Annotated in this window: 21 protein-coding genes; 7 read left to right on the forward strand and 14 right to left on the reverse strand. The window is 65.3% G+C overall.

Annotated features, from left to right (window positions below):
- Positions 1-16 precede the first annotated feature (16 nt).
- The 4 genes from AC5O77_RS13970 to AC5O77_RS13985 all read left to right on the forward strand — a co-directional run bounded on the left by AC5O77_RS13970 (position 17) and on the right by AC5O77_RS13985 (position 4,447).
- A complete protein-coding gene (locus AC5O77_RS13970; protein ID WP_049399196.1) occupies positions 17-1,234 on the forward strand; it encodes an ABC transporter permease in 1,218 nt (405 codons plus the stop codon).
- A 16-nt stretch (positions 1,235-1,250) separates the two neighbouring features.
- Positions 1,251-1,628 (forward strand): PDZ domain-containing protein, encoded by a 378-nt coding sequence (locus tag AC5O77_RS13975; protein WP_182267888.1) that lies wholly within the window; start codon positions 1,251-1,253, stop codon positions 1,626-1,628.
- Between the two features lie 123 nt (positions 1,629-1,751).
- The gene (locus tag AC5O77_RS13980) at positions 1,752-3,098 is read left to right on the forward strand and encodes a sigma-54-dependent transcriptional regulator (protein ID WP_478057575.1); all 1,347 of its coding nucleotides are present in this window, start codon (positions 1,752-1,754) and stop codon (positions 3,096-3,098) included.
- Positions 3,095-4,447, forward strand: coding sequence for a sensor histidine kinase (locus AC5O77_RS13985; RefSeq protein ID WP_478057576.1), 1,353 nt, complete (start codon positions 3,095-3,097; stop codon positions 4,445-4,447). Before AC5O77_RS13980 ends, AC5O77_RS13985 begins: the two co-directional genes overlap by 4 nt.
- Before the next feature lie 47 nt (positions 4,448-4,494).
- On the opposite strand, the gene AC5O77_RS13990 is transcribed toward AC5O77_RS13985, so the two are convergent.
- Positions 4,495-5,028, reverse strand: a complete 534-nt coding sequence (locus tag AC5O77_RS13990) for a GNAT family N-acetyltransferase (protein ID WP_478057577.1) — start codon at positions 5,026-5,028, stop codon at positions 4,495-4,497.
- Positions 4,997-6,364 carry a bifunctional UDP-N-acetylglucosamine diphosphorylase/glucosamine-1-phosphate N-acetyltransferase GlmU gene (gene glmU / locus AC5O77_RS13995; protein WP_478057578.1) on the reverse strand — a complete coding sequence of 456 codons (1,368 nt, stop codon included), beginning with the start codon at positions 6,362-6,364 and terminating at the stop codon, positions 4,997-4,999. Before glmU ends, AC5O77_RS13990 begins: the two co-directional genes overlap by 32 nt.
- Before the next feature lie 83 nt (positions 6,365-6,447).
- Here glmU and AC5O77_RS14000 point away from each other — a divergent pair, with 83 nt between their 5' ends.
- Complete coding sequence (locus AC5O77_RS14000; RefSeq protein WP_164080126.1) at positions 6,448-6,831, forward strand: GtrA family protein; 384 nt, start codon at positions 6,448-6,450, stop codon at positions 6,829-6,831.
- A gap of 204 nt (positions 6,832-7,035) precedes the next feature.
- Here the strand turns inward: AC5O77_RS14000 and AC5O77_RS14005 are convergent, their stop codons facing one another.
- From AC5O77_RS14005 to AC5O77_RS14045, 9 genes are all read right to left on the reverse strand, one after another.
- Complete coding sequence (locus AC5O77_RS14005; RefSeq protein WP_005419509.1) at positions 7,036-7,458, reverse strand: F0F1 ATP synthase subunit epsilon; 423 nt, start codon at positions 7,456-7,458, stop codon at positions 7,036-7,038.
- A 113-nt stretch (positions 7,459-7,571) separates the two neighbouring features.
- Positions 7,572-8,978 (reverse strand): F0F1 ATP synthase subunit beta, encoded by a 1,407-nt coding sequence (atpD, locus tag AC5O77_RS14010; protein ID WP_032129045.1) that lies wholly within the window; start codon positions 8,976-8,978, stop codon positions 7,572-7,574.
- Between the two features lie 38 nt (positions 8,979-9,016).
- On the reverse strand, positions 9,017-9,880 hold the full coding sequence (atpG, locus tag AC5O77_RS14015; protein ID WP_032129046.1) for a F0F1 ATP synthase subunit gamma: 864 nt from the start codon (positions 9,878-9,880) through the stop codon (positions 9,017-9,019).
- A gap of 97 nt (positions 9,881-9,977) precedes the next feature.
- Positions 9,978-11,525: a F0F1 ATP synthase subunit alpha gene (gene atpA, locus AC5O77_RS14020; RefSeq protein ID WP_032129047.1), complete on the reverse strand. Its 1,548-nt coding sequence runs from the start codon at positions 11,523-11,525 to the stop codon at positions 9,978-9,980.
- Between the two features lie 44 nt (positions 11,526-11,569).
- A complete protein-coding gene (locus AC5O77_RS14025) occupies positions 11,570-12,097 on the reverse strand; it encodes a F0F1 ATP synthase subunit delta (RefSeq protein ID WP_032129048.1) in 528 nt (175 codons plus the stop codon).
- Positions 12,098-12,099: 2 nt separating this feature from the next.
- Entirely contained in the window at positions 12,100-12,570 is a 471-nt protein-coding gene (locus tag AC5O77_RS14030) for a F0F1 ATP synthase subunit B (RefSeq protein WP_005419512.1), read from the reverse strand.
- Between the two features lie 106 nt (positions 12,571-12,676).
- Positions 12,677-12,982 (reverse strand): F0F1 ATP synthase subunit C, encoded by a 306-nt coding sequence (gene atpE / locus AC5O77_RS14035; RefSeq protein ID WP_005411133.1) that lies wholly within the window; start codon positions 12,980-12,982, stop codon positions 12,677-12,679.
- A 73-nt stretch (positions 12,983-13,055) separates the two neighbouring features.
- On the reverse strand, positions 13,056-13,856 hold the full coding sequence (gene atpB, locus AC5O77_RS14040; RefSeq protein ID WP_010481316.1) for a F0F1 ATP synthase subunit A: 801 nt from the start codon (positions 13,854-13,856) through the stop codon (positions 13,056-13,058).
- Between the two features lie 31 nt (positions 13,857-13,887).
- The gene (locus AC5O77_RS14045) at positions 13,888-14,253 is read right to left on the reverse strand and encodes a hypothetical protein (RefSeq protein WP_006394654.1); all 366 of its coding nucleotides are present in this window, start codon (positions 14,251-14,253) and stop codon (positions 13,888-13,890) included.
- Between the two features lie 459 nt (positions 14,254-14,712).
- Between AC5O77_RS14045 and AC5O77_RS14050 the strand changes: the two genes are divergently transcribed.
- Positions 14,713-15,531 (forward strand): hypothetical protein, encoded by an 819-nt coding sequence (locus AC5O77_RS14050; protein ID WP_010481314.1) that lies wholly within the window; start codon positions 14,713-14,715, stop codon positions 15,529-15,531.
- Between the two features lie 454 nt (positions 15,532-15,985).
- Here the strand turns inward: AC5O77_RS14050 and lpdA are convergent, their stop codons facing one another.
- From lpdA to AC5O77_RS14065, 3 genes are all read right to left on the reverse strand, one after another.
- The gene (lpdA, locus tag AC5O77_RS14055; protein WP_494506914.1) at positions 15,986-17,794 is read right to left on the reverse strand and encodes a dihydrolipoyl dehydrogenase; all 1,809 of its coding nucleotides are present in this window, start codon (positions 17,792-17,794) and stop codon (positions 15,986-15,988) included.
- A gap of 107 nt (positions 17,795-17,901) precedes the next feature.
- Entirely contained in the window at positions 17,902-19,614 is a 1,713-nt protein-coding gene (gene aceF / locus AC5O77_RS14060; protein ID WP_071229582.1) for a dihydrolipoyllysine-residue acetyltransferase, read from the reverse strand.
- Positions 19,615-19,781: 167 nt separating this feature from the next.
- Positions 19,782-20,297 carry a DNA-deoxyinosine glycosylase gene (locus AC5O77_RS14065; protein WP_478057580.1) on the reverse strand — a complete coding sequence of 172 codons (516 nt, stop codon included), beginning with the start codon at positions 20,295-20,297 and terminating at the stop codon, positions 19,782-19,784.
- Between the two features lie 186 nt (positions 20,298-20,483).
- On the opposite strand from AC5O77_RS14065, the gene AC5O77_RS14070 reads away from it, so the two are divergent.
- The gene (locus AC5O77_RS14070; RefSeq protein WP_032129052.1) at positions 20,484-21,119 is read left to right on the forward strand and encodes an OmpW/AlkL family protein; all 636 of its coding nucleotides are present in this window, start codon (positions 20,484-20,486) and stop codon (positions 21,117-21,119) included.
- Positions 21,120-21,214 lie beyond the last annotated feature (95 nt).

A 21,214-nucleotide genomic window follows, 5' to 3' on the forward strand; every position in this document is an offset into this window, starting at 1 on the left:
CCGAACGAGGACTCCCATGGACATCCGCCCCATCCTCAGCACGCTGCGCCGGCACAAGACCGCCGCTGCCCTGATCGTGCTGGAAGTCGCACTGACCTGCGCCATCGTCTGCAACGCGCTGTTCCTGGTCAGCCAGCGCGTGGAGAAGATCAGCATGCCCAGCGGCATCGCCGAGAGCGAACTGGTCATGCTGCGCGTCAGCGGCATCGGCAAGCAGACCGACGCCATGGCCCGCACCCGCGAGGACCTGGCATCGCTGCGCGCGATTCCCGGCGTCAGCAACGTCACCATCATCAACCAGGTCCCCTTCCGCAACGGCTCCTCCAGCAGCAGCATTTCGCGTGTGATCGACCAGGAACGGCCGACCACCAACGCCTCGATGTACACCCTGTCCGAGAACGGGCTGGCTACGATGGGCATCAACCTGATCGCAGGCCGCGATTTCCTGCCCGACGAGTACCAGAACTTCGAAGACGCCAGCAAGGGCGGCGCAAAGGAGAACGCGATCCCGGTCATCCTCACCCAGGCCACCGCCGCCAAGATGGAACCCAATGGCAGTGCGCTGGGCAAGACCTACTACATGGGCAAGCAGCCGCTGCATGTGGTCGGCATCGTCGACACGCTCAGCACGCCCAACGGCTGGAATGACAACTGGACCAACTCGATGCTGCTGCCCATGCGGCGCACCTTCGACGAAGGTGGCACGTATGTGCTGCGCACTTCGCCGGAACGCCGTAAGGAAGTACTCGATGCCGGTGCCGCCGCGCTGGAACGCAACGACCCCAACCGGCTGATGCGCGACAAGCTGACCTATGAAGACCAGCGCAAGGACTTCTTCAAGAATGACCGCGCGATGGTCGGCCTGCTGATCACCGTCAGCATCTCGCTGCTGGTGGTCACCGCGCTGGGCATCATCGGCCTGGCCAGCTTCTGGGTGCAGCAGCGCAGCAAGCAGATCGGCATCCGCCGTGCGCTGGGCGCGACCCGTGGGCAGATCCTGCGCTACTTCCAGACCGAGAACTTCCTGCTGGCCACGCTGGGCATCGTGCTGGGCATGCTGGCGGCCTACGCCATCAACCTGGCGCTGATGAACCTGTACGAGCTGCCGCGCATGCCGCTGTACTACCTGCCGCTGGGTGCACTGCTGCTGTGGGTGCTGGGCCAGATCGCCGTGTTCGGGCCGGCGCGGCGTGCGGCAGCGGTGCCGCCTGCGGTCGCCACGCGGGGCGCGTGAGATGCGTGCCCGCGCGATGTGCCTGATGCTGCTCCTGCCATTGCCGGCGCTGGCCGGCGGTGGCAGTGCGCAGACACTGGAGTGGCGCCAGGATGCCGCGCGGTTGTCATTGCGCTCAACGGAGGGCCAGGTGCGCGTGGAGGCCGCCAGCCCGGAAATGCGCTTCGGCGTGCGCAGTGGCGATCGCATCCTGCGCGTGGACGACACGGCGGTGCGCCGGGTCGAACACCTTGCCGAGGCCCTGCGTCATTCCAACGCAGCCACCGCCTATCTGTTGCTGCGCCGCGACAAGCGCGAACTGACGGTGGCGGTCGACGCCGCAGCCTGGCGCCAGGCGCTGGAGGTGCCGCCGCCACCTGCGCCGCCACGGCCCCCGGCGCCTCCCCGGCGCTGAGCGAGGGCCGCTCCTGCACAGCCACGGGTTTGGCTATGCTTGATGGGTGGCGCCGGGCTCTCCCGGTGCGTGGACACGAACGGCTCCAACGGCGCCGCCCATCCCTTTCTGCAGAACCGCTTGATGCCTGCGATCCTGATCATCGACGACAACGCCAGCGTGGGTACCGCGCTGGACGTGCTGTTCTCCCTGCACGACATCGACACCCTGCAGGCGCAGAGCCCGTCCGAAGGGCTGGCCCTGCTGGAGTCGCAGCCGGTCGACCTGGTGATCCAGGACATGAACTTCAGCGAGGACACCACCTCCGGCGAAGAAGGCGAGGCCCTGTTCGCGCAGATCCGCGCGCGCCATCCCGATCTGCCGGTGATCCTGCTGACGGCCTGGACCCACCTCAGCAGCGCGGTGGATCTGGTCAAGGCCGGTGCGGCCGACTACCTGGCCAAGCCCTGGGACGACCGCAAGCTGATGACCACGGTCAACAACCTACTGGAACTGTCCGAGGCGCGCCGCGAACTGGACCGGCGCCGCAGCCGTGAACTGCGCCAGCGCAATGCGCTGGAAGAGAAGTACGACCTGTGCGGCGCGGTCTTCGCCGACCCTGCCAGCGAGCGCGTCATCGCACTCGCCTGCCAGGTCGCACGCTCGGAACTGCCGGTACTGATCACCGGCGCGAACGGTGCCGGCAAGGAGAAGATCGCACAGATCATCCAGGCCAATTCCCTGGTGGCCAAGGGTCCATTCGTGGCGGTCAACTGTGGCGCGCTGCCTTCGGAACTGATCGAGGCCGAACTGTTCGGTGCCGAGGCCGGTGCGTATACCGGCGCCAACAAGGCACGCGAAGGCAAGTTCGAGGCCGCCGATGGTGGCACCCTGTTCCTGGATGAGATCGGCAACCTGTCGCTGGGCGGGCAGATGAAGCTGCTGCGTGTACTGGAAACCGGCCGCTTCGAGCGCCTGGGCTCCAACCGCGAACGCCAGGTCAAGGTCCGCGTGGTCAGCGCGACCAATGCCGACCTGCCGGCGATGATCCGCGACGGCACCTTCCGCGAAGACCTCTATTACCGCCTCAACACGGTGGAACTGGTGCTGCCACCGCTGGCCGATCGCCCGGGCGACATCGTGCCGCTGGCCGAGCGCTTCCTGACCGCTGGCAAGCCCCTGTCCAGCGCCGCCACCGCCGCCCTGCAGCGGCACCCGTGGCCAGGCAACGTGCGCGAACTGCGCAACGTGATCCAGCGCGCCGAACTGCTGGCCACCGGCAACCGCATTGAAGTGGCCGATCTCAACCTCCCGCGTGCAGCCGCCGCACCGCGCCCGACCCCCAGTGCGGGCAATGACCCCGACCGCGCGCGCATCGAAGAGGTACTGGCGCGCAACCATGGCGTCATCGCCCAGGCCGCCGCCGAACTCGGCCTGAGCCGCCAGGCGCTGTACCGGCGCATGGACCGCCACGGTATCCCGCGAGAATGAAACGGCGCTCGTTCACTTTCCGCCTGTTCCTGCGCCTGCTGCCGGTGCTGGCGCTGGCCGCCGCGTTGCCGTGGCTGCTGGCCTACTGGATGGACCATGGCTGGGTGGTGACCACGGTGTCGGCGTTGATCCTGCTATCGCTGATGTGGTGGACCCTGCGTCGCGCTACCGCCCCGGTGCGGTCACTGATGCGGGCCCTGGCGGGCACCACCAGCAGCTATCGCGACGGCGAATACAACTTCGGGGTGCACTGGCCCGGCAATGACGAGCTCGGCGACCTGGTGCAGGCGCACCGCGAACTGGGCGATGTGCTGCGTGCACAGCGGCAGGGCCTGGTGCAACGCGAACTTCTGCTGGACACGATGGTGCAGAACACGCCGGTGGCGATGCTGCTGATCGCCTCGGGCGGTGATGGCATCGCCCGCGTGGTGTTCTCCAATCTGGCCGCGCGCAAGCTGCTGCATGGCGGCTGGAAGCTGGAAGGCCAGCGCCTGGAGGACGTGCTGGAACAGGTGCCGGTGGAGCTGCGCGATGCCATCGCCCGCGGTGGCGACAGCCTGTTCGCGGTGCATGCCGAGGGCGAGGACGGCGATGAGGACGACGAGCAGGTGTACCACCTCTCGCGCCGCGCCTTCCAGCTCAATGGTCGTCCGCACGACCTGCTGCTGGTGCGCCTGCTGACCGCCGAGCTGCGCCGCCAGGAAGTACAGACCTGGAAGAAGGTGATCCGGGTGATCAGCCACGAGCTCAACAACTCGCTGGCACCGATTGCCTCGCTGGCCCACTCCGGCGGTGTACTGGTGCAGCGTGAGCGCTTTGACCGGCTGCCGGATATCTTCACCACCATCGAGGATCGTGCACGCCACCTGGAAGGCTTCATCCGCGGCTATGCGCGCTTTGCCAAGCTGCCGCAACCGCAGTTGCAGACCGTGCACTGGGCCCCCTTCCTGTCCAGCCTGCGCCAGCAGATCCCATTCGGCATGGAACGTGAGCCGGACGAGGAACTGAGCAGCCGCATCGACATCGCCCAGTTCGGGCAGGCACTGCTGAACCTGTTGAAGAACGCGCACGAAGCCTGCGCCGAAGCAGAACCGCCCAACGACGACGTACAGGTGCAACTCACGCGGCTGCCGCAGTGGCTGCGCCTGGACGTACTGGATCGCGGCAAGGGCATGAACGAGCAGGTGCTGCAGAATGCGCTGATGCCGTTCTATTCGACCAAGCGCAATGGCACCGGGCTGGGCTTGGCCTTGACCCGCGAGATCGTGGAAGCGCATGGCGGCCGGGTATCACTGCAGAATCGCGGCGATGGCGGGTTGTGCGTGTCGATCCTGTTGCCGGTGGGTTGAGCGGGTAGGTCCACGCCATGCGCGGATGTGCCGACCAAGGTCGGCACCTACCAAACCTGCCGCATCGCCACCCGCAGGTGCATCGGAAACCCGAGCGCAGCCTCTTCGGCCATCACCGCGCGCAGGCCATCGTTCCACTGCGCCTCGGGCACTACGTCGAATCCTTCGCTGGCATAGAAGGCCGCATTCCACGGCACATCGGACAGCGTGGTCAGCACCGCGGCCGCGTAGCCTCCCGCCCTCGCCTGCGCCAAGGCATGGCGCAGCAAAGCGCGGCCGTGGCCACGCCGCGCGTGTGCGGGATCCACGTCCATCTGCAGCACATGGAATTCACCGCAGAGTTCGCCGGCCAGCAGGTAACCCGCGATACCACCGTCAGCCGCATCCACCACCCACAACTGGCCACGTTGAAGGCCATCCTGCAGCGTCGGCAGGTCCAGACCATGCCCGGCAAACACCGGGTAGGCCTGGTGACCCTTCAGCAGTTCACCGGCACGTTGTTCAATTGCCGGCAGCATGCCGAGTTCGTCGGCTTGCGGGATGCGTGGCTCAGGACTTCTTGAGCGGGCGCTTCCAGCCATCGATGGTTTCCTGTCGTGCACGTGCCAGTGTCAGCTTGCCATCCGGGGCGTCGCGGGTGATGACCGAACCGGCGGCAATCGTCGCGCTGTCGCCAATGGTCACCGGTGCTACCAGCGAACTGTTGGAACCAATGAAGGCGTTGTCGCCGATGGTGGTGGTCGACTTGTTCACGCCGTCGTAGTTGCAGGTGATGGTGCCGGCACCGATGTTTACCTTGCTGCCGATCACCGCATCGCCCAGGTAGGTCAGATGGTTGGCCTTGCTGCCAACACCGAGGGTGACCTTCTTGGTCTCGACGAAGTTGCCCACGTGCACGCCATCGGCGAGCACGGTCCCCGGGCGCAGCCGCGCGAACGGTCCCACCAGTGCTGCGCCTTCGGTGACCACGCCTTCAAGATCACAATGCGCGCGCACTTCGGTGCCCGGGCCAAGATTGACGTCCTTCAGCCGGTTGAACGGGCCCACGGTGACGCCGTCGCCGAGCACGATGTGGCCTTCCAGAACGACGTCGACATCGATCAGCACATCGCTGCCCACGGTGACGGTGCCACGGATATCCAGTCGTGCCGGGTCACGCACGCGCGCGCCCTGCGCGCACAGGGCCCGTACCGCGCGGCGCTGCCAGGCACGCTCCAGCTGCGAAAGCTGCCAGGGATCGTTTGCCCCTTCGGCTTCCTGCGCGTCGGCCACCAGTGCCATTTCGGCCGGGGTGTACTCGTGCGCGGCAAAGGCGAACACGTCGGTCAGGTAGTACTCGCCCTGAGCGTTGCTGTTGGACAACTGCGACAGCCAGCGCCGCAGCGCGGTCGACTCGGCGGCAATGATGCCGGTATTGATCGTGCGCACACGCAGCTGGTCGCCGGTAGCGTCCTTCTGCTCGACAATGGAGCCCACCTTGCCTTCGGCATCGCGCAGCACGCGGCCGTAGCCGGTCGGGTCATCGACATCGGCGACCAGCACCGCCAGGCGACCCGGCTGCGCCAGCAGGTCGCGCAGGGTCTGCGCGCGGATCAGCGGCACGTCGCCGTACAGCACCAGCACCTGCGCGGCGTCGGGCACCTGCGGCATCGCCTGGGCCACCGCATGGCCGGTGCCGAGCTGCCGTGCCTGTTCAGCCCATTGCAGGTCGGGCTGGTCGGCGAAGTACTGGCGCACCGCTTCACCACCATGGCCGTAGACCACGTGGATCGCCGAGGGCTGCAGTTCGCGGGCCGCATCGATCACATGCGCCAGCATCGGCTGGCCGGCGATCGGCTGCAGCACCTTCGGCAGCACCGACTTCATGCGCTTGCCCGCGCCAGCGGCGAGGATGATGACGTGCAGGGGTTGGGTCATGGAAACGGCAGTCCGTGGTTCGTTGCCGATGATTCTAGAGGGTGGGCCGTTAACATGTGCATCCCACCTCCTTCACCGCACTGATGGGCCTCGTCCGCCAGGGAAGCACCTATCTCATCATCGGGCTCGTGCAGCTGCTGCTCGACTGGCTGGTGTTCGTCGCCGCGACCGCGCTGGGCCTGCCGGTGGTGCCTGCCAACATTGCCGGACGCCTGGCCGGGATGCTGCTGGGCTTCTGGCTCAACGGCCGTTACACCTTTGCCAACGCAGGTGATGCGCGCCTTGGCTGGCGTCGATTTTCACGCTTCTTCGGGCTGTGGCTGCTGCTGACCGCGACAAGCACGTTGCTGGTGAGCCTGGTCGACCACGCGCTGGGCCTGCAGTACACCTGGCTGGCCAAGCCGCTGGTGGAAGGCGGGCTGGCGTGCGTTTCCTTCCTGCTGATGCGCTACGTGGTCTACCGCTGATACGGCGCTGGGATCGGGATCGGGATCGGGATCGGGATCGGTAGAGTCGACTGTTGGTCGACTGCTCTTCCATCAGACTGCGGAAATCCCGCGCTGCGCGCGATAGTCGACTGACAGTCGACTCTGCCCAGCCGACACTCTACCTCGCACAAACAAAAACGCCGGCACAGGGCCGGCGTTCTCGTGGATGCAGCGCGAGAAACCTCAGTGCTTGAGGTTCTTGCGCAGGCGCTCCAGGGCCTGCAGCTGGACGACGGCTTCGGCCAGCTTCTGCTGGGCTTCAGCCACTTCCATCGCCTCGCCGCGGTTGGCCAGGATGCGCTCGGCTTCTTCCTTGGCCTTGCGGACCGAGGCTTCGTCGATGTCCTGCGCGCGGATCGCGGTGTCGGCCAGCACGGTCACCACCTGCGGCTGCACTTCCAGGATGCCGCCGGAAATGGCGAAATCCAGCTGCTCGCCGTTCGGCGTGGTTACCACCACCTTGCCCGGCTTCAGGCGGGTGATCAGCGGCGCGTGCTTGGGCGCGATGCCCAGTTCGCCCAGCTCACCGGTGGCCACGACCAGGGTCGCTTCGCCACGGAAGATTTCCTGCTCGGCGCTGACGATGTCGCAACGGATCGTGCTCATGCAAATCTCTTCGCTGTTCGCGGCGGCGCAATGCCACCGTGGGAGTCCACCGGCGCGGGCGGTTACCCGGCGCCGGCGTCAGGTCGGGCAGGATCGCTCCCGCCCGTCCCGGATCAGGCCTTCTCGGCCATCTTCTTGGCCTTCTCGACCGCTTCTTCGATGCCGCCGACCATGTAGAACGCCTGCTCCGGCAGGTGGTCGTACTCGCCATCGACGATGGCCTTGAAGCCACGGATGGTGTCCTTCAGCGGCACGTACTTGCCCGGCGAACCGGTGAACACTTCGGCCACGTGGAACGGCTGGCTGAAGAAGCGCTCGATCTTACGGGCGCGCGACACAGCCTGCTTGTCCTCTTCGGACAGCTCGTCCATGCCCAGGATCGCGATGATGTCCTTCAGTTCCTTGTACTTCTGCAGGGTCTGCTGGACGCGCTGGGCGGTGTCGTAGTGCTCGTGGCCGATGACCAGCGGGTCCATCTGGCGGCTGGTGGAGTCCAGCGGATCGACGGCCGGGTAGATACCCAGCGAGGCGATCGAACGCGACAGGGTGACGGTCGAGTCCAGGTGGGCGAAGGTGGTCGCCGGCGACGGGTCGGTCAGGTCGTCCGCGGGAACGTAGACGGCCTGGATCGAGGTGATCGAACCGTTCTTGGTCGAGGTGATGCGCTCCTGCAGAACGCCCATTTCCTCGGCCAGGGTCGGCTGGTAACCCACGGCGGACGGCATACGGCCCAGCAGTGCCGACACTTCGGTACCGGCCAGGGTGTAACGGTAGATGTTGTCGACGAACAGCAGGACGTCCTTGCCCTTGCCGTTTTCGTCCTTCTCGTCGCGGAAGTACTCGGCCATGGTCAGGCCGGTCAGGGCGACGCGCAGACGGTTGCCCGGCGGCTCGTTCATCTGGCCGTACACCATCGCCACCTTGTCGAGGACGTTGGAGTCCTTCATTTCGTGGTAGAAGTCGTTGCCCTCACGGGTACGCTCACCCACGCCGGCGAACACGGACAGACCGCTGTGCGCCTTGGCGATGTTGTTGATCAGCTCCATCATGTTGACGGTCTTGCCGACGCCGGCGCCGCCGAACAGGCCGACCTTGCCGCCCTTGGCGAACGGGCACATCAGGTCGATGACCTTGATGCCGGTTTCCAGCAGCTCGGTAGCCGGGGACTGGTCTTCGTACGACGGGGCCGCACGGTGGATTTCCCAGCTGTCGCTGGCGGCCACCGGGCCGGCTTCGTCGATCGGACGGCCCAGCACGTCCATGATGCGGCCCAGGGTGCCAGCGCCGACCGGCACGGAGATGCCGCGGTCGGTGTTGGTGGCGACCAGGTTGCGCTTCAGGCCGTCGGTGGAACCGAGGGCGATGGTACGCACCACGCCGTCGCCCAGCTGCTGCTGGACTTCGAGGGTGATTTCGGTGTTGTCGACCTTCAGTGCGTCGTACACCTTCGGCACCGACTCACGCGGGAATTCGACATCGACGACCGCGCCGATGATCTGAACGATCTTGCCCTGACTCATTGCTGCATCCTCTAAATGTGTGCTTTGAACGAACGCGGTCAGACTGCTGCCGCGCCGCCGACGATTTCGGAGATTTCCTGGGTGATCGCTGCCTGGCGCGCCTTGTTGTAGACGAGCTGCAGTTCGCCGATCAGCTTGTTGGCGTTGTCGCTCGCCGCCTTCATCGCAACCATGCGTGCGGCATGCTCGGAGGCGACGTTTTCCAGCAGTGCCTGGTACACCAGCGACTCGATGTAACGCGTCATCACGTGCTCGAGCACGGTCGCGGCATCGGGTTCGTACAGGTAATCCCAGTCGTGGTGAGCGACCTGCTTCTCAGCCGGCGGCAGCGGCAGCAGCTGATCGAAGCTGGCCTTCTGCGTCATGGTGTTCACGAAGCGGTTGTAGACCAGGTACACGCGGTCGACCTTGCCTTCGGTGAAGGCGTCGAGCATGACCTTGATCACGCCGATCAGCGATTCCAGCTTCGGCACGTCGCCGATGTGGGTCACGCTGCCGACCATGTTGACCTTCACGCGGCGGAAGAAGGTCGATGCCTTCTGGCCGATGGTCACCAGGTCCACTTCCGCACCCTTGTCCTGCCATGCCTTGGCTTCGCCCAGCATCCTGCGGAACAGGTTGTTGTTCAGGCCGCCGGCCAGGCCGCGATCGGAGGAGATCACGATGAAGCCGACCCGCTTGACCTGCTCGCGCTCGACCAGGAACGGATGCTGGTAGTCGGTGCTGGCCTGGGCCAGGTGACCGATCACCTGCTTCATCGCCTGCGCGTACGGACGCGAGGTCTTCATCCGATCCTGCGCCTTGCGGATCTTGGAGGCCGAGACCATTTCCAGGGCGCGCGTCACCTTGCGGGTGTTCTGCACGCTCTTGATCTTGGTTTTGATTTCGCGTCCGCTTGCCATCTCTTGTTTCCCGTGGCGCGGGGCTGCTGCCCCGCGTTGTTCAACCGTTTGTCATCTGGTCCAGCGGAGCCAAAGGCTCCGCTCTACAGGACCGCGATTACCAGCTGCCGGTGGTCTTGAACTCGGCGATGCCCTTCTTGAAGGCACCTTCGATGTCGTTGTCCCAACCGCCGGTGGCGTTGACCTTGCTGACCAGCTCGCCCTGGGTGTTGGCGAAGTGGGCGTGCAGGCCCTCTTCGAACGCCAGCAGCTTGTTGACCGGCACGTCGTCGAGGTAACCCTCGTTGACGGCGTAGATCGACAGCGCCTGGTTGGCGATCGACATCGGCGCGTACTGCTTCTGCTTCATCAGCTCGGTGACGCGCTGGCCACGCTCCAGCTGCTTGCGGGTCGCTTCGTCCAGGTCCGAGGCGAACTGCGCGAACGCAGCCAGCTCGCGGTACTGGGCCAGCGAGATACGGATGCCGCCCGACAGCTTCTTGATGATCTTGGTCTGGGCCGAGCCACCAACGCGCGACACCGAGATACCGGCGTTCACGGCCGGGCGGATGCCGGCGTTGAACAGGTCGGTTTCCAGGAAGATCTGGCCGTCGGTGATCGAGATCACGTTGGTCGGAACGAAGGCGGACACGTCGCCGGCCTGGGTTTCGATGATCGGCAGCGCGGTCAGCGAACCGGTCTTGCCGGTGACCTTGCCTTCGGTGAACTTCTCGACGTATTCCTCGGACACGCGGGCTGCGCGCTCGAGCAGACGGGAGTGCAGGTAGAACACGTCACCCGGGTAGGCTTCACGGCCCGGCGGGCGCTTCAGCAGCAGCGAGATCTGGCGGTAGGCGACGGCCTGCTTGGACAGATCGTCGTACACGATCAGCGCGTCTTCGCCGCGGTCCATGAAGTACTCACCCATGGTGCAGCCCGAGTAGGCGCTGATGTACTGCATGGCAGCCGATTCGGAAGCAGTCGCGGCCACCACGATGGTGTGGGCCAGCGCGCCGTTCTCTTCCAGCTTGCGCACGATGTTGGCGATGGTCGAAGCCTTCTGGCCGATCGCAACGTACACGCACTTGATGCCGGTGCCCTTCTGGTTGATCACCGCATCGATCGCCATCGCGGTCTTGCCGGTCTGGCGGTCACCGATGATCAGCTCGCGCTGGCCACGGCCGATCGGGATCATCGAGTCGACCGACTTGTAACCGGTCTGCACCGGCTGGTCGACCGACTTGCGCCAGATCACGCCCGGAGCAACGCGCTCCACCGGAGCGGTCAGGTCGGTGCCCAGCGGGCCCTTGCCGTCGATCGGCTCGCCCAGCGCGTTCACGACGCGGCCCAGCAGTTCCGGACCGACCGGCACTTCCAGGATGCGGCCGGTGGTCTTGGCGACGTCGCCTTCGCGCAGGTTTTCGTAGTCACCCAGGACCACGGCGCCGACCGAGTCGCGCTCCAGGTTCAGGGCCAGGGCGAAGGTGTTGTTCGGCAGTTCGATCATTTCGCCCTGCATCACGTCGGCCAGACCGAAGATGCGCACGATGCCGTCGGACACGCTGGTCACGGTGCCTTCGTTGCGCGATTCCGCGGCCAGCTTGACCTTCTCGATGCGGTTCTTGATCAGTTCGCTGATTTCGGAGGGGTTGAGCGTGGTTGCCATCGTCAAGTCCTAGTGCCGGCAGCGGGGCCGGACGTTAAATGAATTCAGTTAGCGAGCGCGGTCTGCAGACGGGCCAGCTTGCCCTTCAGCGAACCATCGATGACCACGTCGCCGGCGTCGATCACGGCGCCGCCGATCAGCGAAGCATCGACCGCGGTGGTCACGTCGACCTCGCGATTGAAGCGCTTGCGCAGCGCAACCTTGATCGCGTCCAGCTCTCCGGCCGACAGCTCGGAAGCCGAGGTCACCGTGGCCTTGACCACGTGCTCGGCTTCGGCGCGCAGGGCGTCGAACATGCCGGAGATTTCCGGCAGCAGCGGCAGACGATGCGATTCGGCCAGGATGGCCAGGAAGCGCGAGTAGGTCTCGCCGTGGGACACCGGCGCCAGCAGGGCGACGGCGTCGTCACGACCCAGCTCCGGGTTGGCGAGCAGGGCCGCCACGCGCGGATCGGCGGCGACGTGGGCGGAGAACGCCAGGGCGTCCGACCACGGCGCGAACGCGCCTTCGTCGCGCGCGGTCGCGAACGCGGCGCGGGCGTACGGGCGGGCAAGCGTGAGGGCCTGGCTCATCCTTAGATCTCCGAGGCCAGCTCGTCGAGCAGCGCCTTGTGGGCGTTGGCGTCGATTTCGCGCTTGAGCAGCTTTTCGGCACCGGTCACGGCCAGCGCGGACACCTGCTTGCGCAGATCTTCACGGGCACGGTTGGCGGCGGCGTCGATTTCAGCCTGGGCCAGTTCCTTCTGACGGGTGGCTTCGGTGATCGCTTCGTTACGGGCAGCATCAACGATCTGGTTGGCACGTGCGTGGGCCTGATCGATGATCTCGTTGGCCTTGGTACGTGCTTCCTTCAGCGCTTCGTTGACCTTCTCCTGCGCCTGGGCCAGATCTTTCTGGCTGCGGTCGGCAGCAGCGAGGCCTTCAGCAATCTTCTGCTGGCGCTCTTCGATCGCGTTCATCAGCGGCGGCCAGATCTTGGTCGCGATGATCCAGATCAGACCAGCGAAGGCCAGCGCCTGCGCAAGAAGGGTGAAATTGATATTCATGGTTAGCTCGATCGCTGGTTTCGGGGTGGACGCGCCGCCGTAGCGGCGCATCCGGCCTTCATCCGAAACCGGGTGCATCAGCACCCGGTCGTCTCAAACCGCTGTATCAGCCGGCCAGAGCCTTGGTGACGGCGCCAGCGAAGGCAGCCGACAGCGGGTTGGCGAAGGCCAGCAGCAGGCCGACGGCGACCGAGATGATGAACGCGGCGTCGATCAGGCCGGCGGTGATGAACATGCGGACCTGCAGGACCGGGATCAGTTCCGGCTGGCGGGCGGCCGACTCCAGGAACTTACCAGCCATGATGGCCAGACCCAGACCGGCGCCCAGCGCGGCCAGGCCGATCATGATGCCGACGGCAAGGGCGGTGGAGCTCTGAATCTGCGCGAAGTTGGTCAGGACGGCGAAGTACATGGTTATCTCCAGGAACTTAAGTTGCTAAGGGTGATGAAACGGATGAAGGTTGAAACGCGTTGAAGCTTGAAACTCAGTGAGCGTCTTCCGACAGGCTCAGGTACACGATCGACAGCATCATGAAGATGAAGGCCTGCAGCGGGATCACCAGCAGGTGGAACAGCATCCAGCCGAGGCCGAACACACCACCGGCAATGGCACCGAAGAAACCGGCACCACCCAGCACCCAGATCAGCAGGAACACGATTTCGCCGCCGAACATGTTGCCGAACAGTCGCATCGCCAGCGAGATCGGCTTGCTCAGCCACTCGACGATGTTGAGGATCAGGTTGAACGGCATCATCCACTTGCCGAACGGCGCCGTCAGGAATTCCTTGATGAAGCCGCCCAGGCCCTTGGACTTGAGCGCGAAGAACAGCATCAGGAAGAACACGCTGATGGCCATGCCCAGGGTGGCATTGACGTCAGCGGTCGGGACCGGCTTCCAGTAGTGCACGCCCACCCATTCCAGCGGCTTGGCGATGAAATCGGCCGGGATCATCTTCAGCAGATTCATCAACAGGATCCAGAAGAAGATCGTGATGGCGATCGGCGTGACCAGCTTGCTCTTGCCGTGGTAGGTGTCCTTGGCCTGACGGTCGACGAACTCCAGGCAGATCTCGACGAAGGCCTGCCACTTGCCCGGCACGCCGGCGGTGGCCTTGCGGGTGCCCAGCCAGAACGCGACAACGATCACCAGGCCCATCAGGACCGCGGTGAGGAAGGTATCGACGTGGATATGCCAGAACATACCCTCACCCTTGCCGACCGGCGCGGTCAGGTTGTGCAGGTGATGCTGGATGTAGCTGGTAGGGGTTAGAGCCTCGCCCGCCATGTGTCCGGAACCTTCAGTTAATTGAATTCTGTCAACGCCTGGCCATCGCCAGGACCTGGAACATCAAGCCGACGGCGATACCGGCCAACAGCGCCAATGCAGGCAGCTTGAAGACCAGGAACCCCACCAGCAGGACGCCGAAAACCACCACCCACTTGGCCACGATCGCAATGATCAGGCGAGCCATCGCCGATCCTGCGGCCAGTGCCCCACCGCCCAGTGCCATCCGTGCCGCCACCCAGCCACCGGCCGAAATGGCCACACCGGACGCCAGCGCGCCGAGGGCATATTTCGGACCTACCAGCAGGAAGGCCAGGGCCAGGACAGCCACTGCGGCCAGCGGGTAGACCGCGGCGCGCAGCATCAGTCGCCGACCCGCATCAACGGAGTTCAGCACAGGACGTCCCGCGTGGTTGCAAGTGGAGGGCTGAGGCGACTACAGCAGGGGGGCCTCATCGAGCCGCCAAATTATAGCAATGGGACAATTTGCGAGACAACCGCTCCCTGTTCATCCCGGGAGGCCGCAAGTTGCGGTAACGGTTACATTTTTGCGTGCCACCCAGGGGACAATGACGTCCGTATGATGTTGCAGCGCAGTATTGAACTTTGGTCGCAGGCCGCGGAACTTTCGCCGAATGCGCCGGTCCGATCTTTCGACCTGCCTGCAGCAACCTCGTCGACGCTCCGCCCCGCAGGTCCCACGATGGCCCCGAAGCCCGGCTCCGGGGCCATCTTTTTGCATCGTCGCGACAGCGCTGAACCGTGCACACTTCGTGGACCATACGTTCACGGATGGTGGACGGGCCTGTCCGGCACAGTGGTCTTCATTCTGATGAACCACTGCAAGGACTCTTCGATGCGCCCCGTACCCACCCTGCTCGCCCTCTCCCTGCTCGCCGCTGGCGCTTCGTTCGCCACTGCCGCCCACGCCGCTGAAGGCGACGACCGCTTCGCCCTGCGCCTGGGTGCGATGAACATCGACTCGGACAACACCCTTCGCGGCAAGACCAACGTCGCCGGCCAGGACATCGGCTTCTCCGAGGACTTCAAGCTGGGTGGCAAGGAGTGGGAACCGCGCATCGACGGCATGTTCCGCATCAGCAACCGCCAGCGCCTGCTGTTCAACTACTTCAAGTACGACAAGGACCGCCGCGAGACCCTTGGCCAGGACATCTCCTTCGGTGACGTCAACGTGCCGTCCGGCAGCTTCGTCAAGGGCGAACTGAAGTACCAGGTCGCCAGCCTGGTCTATGACTACTCGGTGGTGGACACCGATACATTCGACCTCGGCCTGCAGCTGGGTGCCGAGTACGCCAAGGTCAGCACCAAGGCCTACGCCGATCTGGGCACCGTCTACGAAGGCCAGTTCCTCAATGAGAAGACCGACGGCGTGGCGCCGGTGGTCGGTGCGCGCCTGAGCTTCACCCCGTCGGAAAAGTGGATGATCACGCTGCAGGGCCAGTACCTCAACACGCGCTGGGGCAGCTTCGATGACTACAAGGGCGACCTGAGCCGCGCCAACGCCATCGTGGATTACCGCTTCACGAAGAACTTCGGTGTGTTCGCTGGCTACGACTGGTTCAAGCTCGACGCGGACAAGAAGGGCAGCGACGGCACCATCGGTCTGAAGCAGGAATTCAAGGGCCCGGTGGCCGGCGTCAGCTTCGTGTTCTGATCCCCCGCCCCTTCCACGGCACTCTCTCTCCTGGCGCGGCCTCCGGAACATCGGGGCCGCGCTTTTTTGTACTGTTTTTCCCTGGGTGCAGGAGCAAGAGCAGCTGGGTCGAGCGCTTGAGGGAGAGGGGGCTGGGTGCGAATGTCCCCCGGCGCCGGCCTGCGGCCGTCACCTCCTCCTTTACTTCGTACCCAGCCCCCTCTCCCTCCGCGTGTCAGGCGTCCAGGCGGCCTAGGCGGTGGCTCTCGACTGTCCGCAAGCCGAGCCGCTGCGCGGGTGGCAGGCGTTTGGACAAAGTAAAGGAGGAGGCGACCGCCGCAGGCGGACGACGGGGGACATTTGTCCAAACGCCTGCCACCCGCGCAGCGGCCCCACCGCTCGCAAAAATCCGGAGCGGAGAAACAAAAAACCCCAGCAGATGCCGGGGCTTCTCGTTCGCGAAGGCGCGGGCGCCTTACTTCTTCTTCGGCATGTATAGATCGGTGATCGTGCCGTCGTAGATTTCCGAGGCCATCGCCACCGACTCGCTCAGCGTCGGGTGGGCATGGATGGTGTGGCCGATGTCTTCCGCCTCCGCACCCATCTCGATTGCCAGGCCGATCTCGGCCAGCAGGTCACCGGCGTGCACGCCGACGATCGCACCACCGATGATGCGGTGGGTCTCTTCGTCGAAGATCAGCTTGGTGAAGCCCTCGGTGCGGCCAATGCCGATCGCACGGCCACTGGCGGCCCACGGGAACTTGGCCACGCCGACCTTCAGGCCCTTGGCCTTGGCTTCGGTCTCGGTCACACCGACCCAGGCGATTTCCGGGTTGGTGTAGGCCACCGACGGGATCACGCGGGCCACCCATTCCTTCTTGTGCCCAGCAGCCACTTCGGCAGCCAGCTTGCCCTCGTGCGTGGCCTTATGGGCCAGCATCGGGTTGCCGACGATGTCGCCGATGGCAAAGATGTGCGGCACGTTGGTGCGCATCTGGCGGTCGACCGGAATGAAGCCGCGGTCGGTGACCTGCACGCCGGCCTTCTCGGCATCGATCTTCTTGCCGTTCGGCGAGCGGCCCACGGCCACCAGCACGCGGTCGAAGGTGCCCTGCGCCAGGGCCGGCGACTGGCCTTCCTCGGCGGCGTCGAAGGTCACGGTGATGCCCTTGGCATCGGCGGTGACGCCCGAGGCCTTGGTCTTCAGGTGCACTTCGATGCCCTGCTTCTTCAGGCGGTCGGCCAGCGGCTTGACCAGGTCCTTGTCGGCGCCCGGCATCAGCTGGTCCATGAACTCGACCACGGTCACCTTGCTGCCCAGCGCACCGTACACGGTAGCCATTTCCAGACCGATGATGCCGCCACCGACAACCAGCAGCGAGCCCGGCACTTCGGCCAGCTCCAGCGCGTCGGTGGAATCCATCACGCGCTTGTCATCCCACGGGAAGTTCGGCAGCTTCACCGCCTGCGAACCGGCAGCGATGATGCACTTCTGGAAGCGCAGCAGCTGGGTGCTGCCATCAGCCGCAGTGATTTCCAGCTCGTTGGCCGAGACAAACTTGCCGACGCCCTGCACGCTGCGGACCTTGCGCTGCTTGGCCATGCCGGCCAGGCCCTTGGTCAGCTGGTTGACGACCTTTTCCTTGTACTCGCGCAGCTTGTCCAGGGTGATGGTCGGCTTGCCGAACTCGACGCCGAAATCACCGGCATGGGCCACTTCGTCGATGACCGCTGCGGCGTGCAGCAGCGCCTTGGACGGAATGCAGCCCACGTTGAGGCAGACGCCGCCGAGGCTGGCGTAACGCTCGACCAGCACCGTATCCAGGCCGACGTCGGCGGCGCGGAAGGCGGCGGTATAGCCGCCCGGGCCCGAGCCCAGCACGACCATTTCGCATTCGATGTCGGCCGGCTTGCCGCTGGACAGCGCCGGCTTCGGCGCCGCCGGCTCAGCCGGGGCGCGGTGCGACGGGGTCACCGGCGGCTTGCTGGCCGGGGCGGCCGCAGCTGCGGCCGGCGCGGCGGCCTTGGCCGGGGCTTCGGCGGCGCCTTCGGCGTCCAGCACCACGACCACAGCGCCTTCGGACAGGGTGTCGCCCAGCTTGACCTTGATTTCCTTGACCACACCGGCGGCCGAGGACGGCACTTCCAGGGTGGCCTTGTCCGACTCCAGGGTCACCAGACCCTGATCCTTCTTCACCGTGTCGCCGACGGCGACCAACACTTCGATCACCGGCACATCGCTGTAATCGCCGATGTCGGGAACCTTGACTTCAATCGTGGCCATGGTGGGTTTTCCTCGTGCCCGCGCGACGGTGCCGGCGGGCTGTCACTGCATCTGTTCACACGGCCGCGCCAGGGGCGGCGGCCGCACGGTGGGGGCGAAGCGGTGCCTTACAGCAGCACGCGGCGCATGTCGGCCAGTACCTGCGACAGGTACGTGGTGAAGCGTGCGGCCAGGGCGCCATCGATGACGCGGTGGTCGTAGCTCAGCGACAGCGGCAGCATCAGCTTCGGTGCGAATTCCTTGCCGTTCCAGACCGGCTGGATGGACGACTTGGAGACGCCGAGGATGGCCACTTCCGGTGCATTGACGATCGGGGTGAACGCGGTGCCGCCGATGCCGCCCAGCGAGCTGATCGAGAAGCAGCCGCCACTCATGTCGGCCGGGCCGAGCTTGCCGTCGCGCGCCTTCTTGGCCAGTTCGCCGGTTTCCTGCGCGATCTGCACCACGCCCTTCTTGTCCACGTCGCGGATGACCGGCACGACCAGGCCGTTCGGCGTGTCGGCGGCAAAGCCGATGTGGAAGTACTTCTTCAGGGTCAGGTTTTCACCGCTGGCATCGAGCGAGGCGTTGAATTCCGGGAACTTCTTCAGCGCCGCGGCGCTGGCCTTGATCAGGAAAGCGAGCATGGTCAGCTTGATGCCGGCCTTCTCGTTTTCCTTGTTCAGCGCCACGCGCAGGCCTTCCAGGTCGGTGATGTCGGCCTGTTCGAACTGGGTGACGTGCGGGATCATGGCCCAGTTGCGGGCCAGGTTCGCACCGGAGATCTTCTTGATGCGCGACAGCGGCTGGACTTCGGTCTCGCCGAACTTGCTGAAGTCGACCTTCGGCCACGGCAGCAGGTTCAGGCCACCACCGGCAGCGACAGCAGCACCGCCGGCAGCCGGCACGCCGCCGCTGAGTGCGGCCTTGACGAACTTCTGCACGTCACCCTTGGTGATGCGGCCCCCCTTCTCGGTGCCGTTGATCTGCAGCAGGTCCACGCCCAGTTCGCGGGCGAACACACGCACTGCCGGGGTGGCATACGGCACCTTGGCCGGCAGCACGCCATCGGCGTTGAACTGCACCGGCGGGCTGGACGGGGTACCGGCCGAGGCGACCTCGCGGGCCGCCAGCTTGTCCGGCTGCGCCGGCACAGCGACCGGCTCGACCTTGGTGGCGGTCTCGGCGGCAGCCGGAGCGGCAGCAGCGGCTGCCTTGGTCGGCGCCGGCGCGGCAGCGCCCTCGGCCTCGATGATGGCGACCACATTGCCCTGCGACAGAGTGTCGCCGACCTTGACCTTCAGTTCCTTGACCACGCCAGCCACCGACGACGGCACTTCCATGGTGGCCTTGTCGCTTTCCAGCGTGACCAGGCCCTGGTCCTTCTTGACCGTGTCGCCGACGGCGACCAGCACTTCGATGACCGGAATGCCGGAATAGTCGCCGATATCCGGCACCAGCGCTTCAACCGCACCACCGCTGGCAGCCGGAGCGGCCGGCGCAGCTGCGGCCGGGGCCGGCGCGCTCTGGGTGGCAGCGGCCGGCGCTGCGGCCTTGGCCGGTGCCGGGGCGGCAGCGGCCGGCTTGGCAGCCTCGCCTTCAGCCACTTCGATCAGCGCCACGACCTTGCCCTCGGACAGGGTGTCACCGACCTTGACCTTGATCTCCTTGACCACGCCGGCGACGGCCGACGGCACTTCCATGGTCGCCTTGTCGCTTTCCAGCGTCACCAGGCCCTGGTCCTTCTTGACCGTGTCGCCGACGGCGACAAGCACCTCGATTACCGGGATATCGCTGTAGTCACCGATATCGGGGACAAGTGCTTCCTTGATTTCGGCCATGGGGATAACTCCGGCAATCTGGTGTAGGGAAACGTCTATTGTGCGGCCAGCGGGGGCCAGCGCCAACCGTTACAGGTGTTTTCAGTACTCACGCAGCCGGGACACGCTGTTGCTCATGGGTTGCGGCCGCGACCAGTCGGTAGCGTATTGTCCGGACGATGTCCGCTTCATGTCGCCAGTGCGTCGGCTACCGGCTGCCAGGCCTGGCGCAGCCGCGGCAGTGACCAGGCCGCGTTGGCCGGGCTGGTGGACGGCAGCGCCAGCAGCCTTGGCGGCGCCTCCAGGCCGGGCAGCACCCAACGCTGGAATGCCTTCAGCGATGCCGCACCGTTGCAGCCGATCAGCTCCAGCTCAGGAAGCGAAGCGATCAATGCCGGCAGCGCATTGGGTACTTCCGTGCCACGCACGATGTCGGCATCCAGGCTGCCACGCCGCTCGCACTGACCGATCACATCCCACAGACCCACACCGGCTGCCTGCAGTGCGCGCAGCCGTTGCGGGTACGCCAGGGCCACATCGAAGCCACAGATATCGGCCAGCACAGGCCAGAAGCGATTGCGCGGATGCGCGTAGTAGCGCTGCTCCTGCAATGACACAACCCCGGGCATCGAACCCAGCAGCAGCACCCTGCACTCCATGTTCACCTGCGCTTGCAGGCCGATGCACACCGTTGCTTCGCTCACATCGTCTCCAACTGCATGAATGTCGCCGAAGGCTGAAAAGCCCATGAAAACAGGCTTTTCGCTCCAGTCGCTGAACAAGGGAAACTATTTTTTAACGTGCGTCGGATTCGATTCATGTTGGGGCGACTACGGTGTGCTCGCCCCGCAACCGGGGGCCCAAAACAAGAAACATTAGGAGATACCCCCATGCGCTCCATCCGTATCCTGAGTCTCGCCCTGCTGACCTCCGCCGCCTTCGCGCCGGCCGCTTTCGCCCAGGACAGCAGCAGCACCGACACCGCTTCGGGCAAGCATTTTGCCGTTGTTGGCGGCATCTCGCTGCTGGAACCGAAGAACGACCCGATCACCGGCGTCAAGAAGACCGATGGTGGCCCGGCGCCGACCGTCAGCTTCAGCTACTACATCAACGACAACTGGGCCGTTGAACTGTGGGGCGCTGCCGACAAGTTCGACAACAAGTTCAAGGGCCCGAACAACGCCCGCCTGGGCTCGGTCGAGCAGCAGCCGATCGCGCTGAGCGGCCAGTACCACTTCGGCCAGGCTGACAACGTGTTCCGTCCGTTCGTGGGCGTGGGCTACTACCAGTCGAGCTTCAGCAACGAGAAGCTGGGTAACGGCGCTGACACCGACATCCGCTTCAAGGATGCCAAGGGCGTGATCGGCACCGTCGGCGTGGACATGAACATCAACTCCACCTGGTTCGCCCGTGCTGACGCCCGCTACATGCGCGCCCGCCCGGACGTGAAGGTTGGCGGCGAGAAGATCGGCGAAGCCAAGATGGATCCGTGGACCGTCGGCTTCGGCATCGGCGCCCGCTTCTGATCCAGGCTGCACCTGCTTCACTGATGTAACGCGACGGGCCCTTCGGGGCCCGTCGTCGTTTCCGTCACCCGCGTTCTGTAGAGTCGAGCTTGCTC

Source organism: Stenotrophomonas sp. INTA L402-1 (assembly GCF_059295135.1).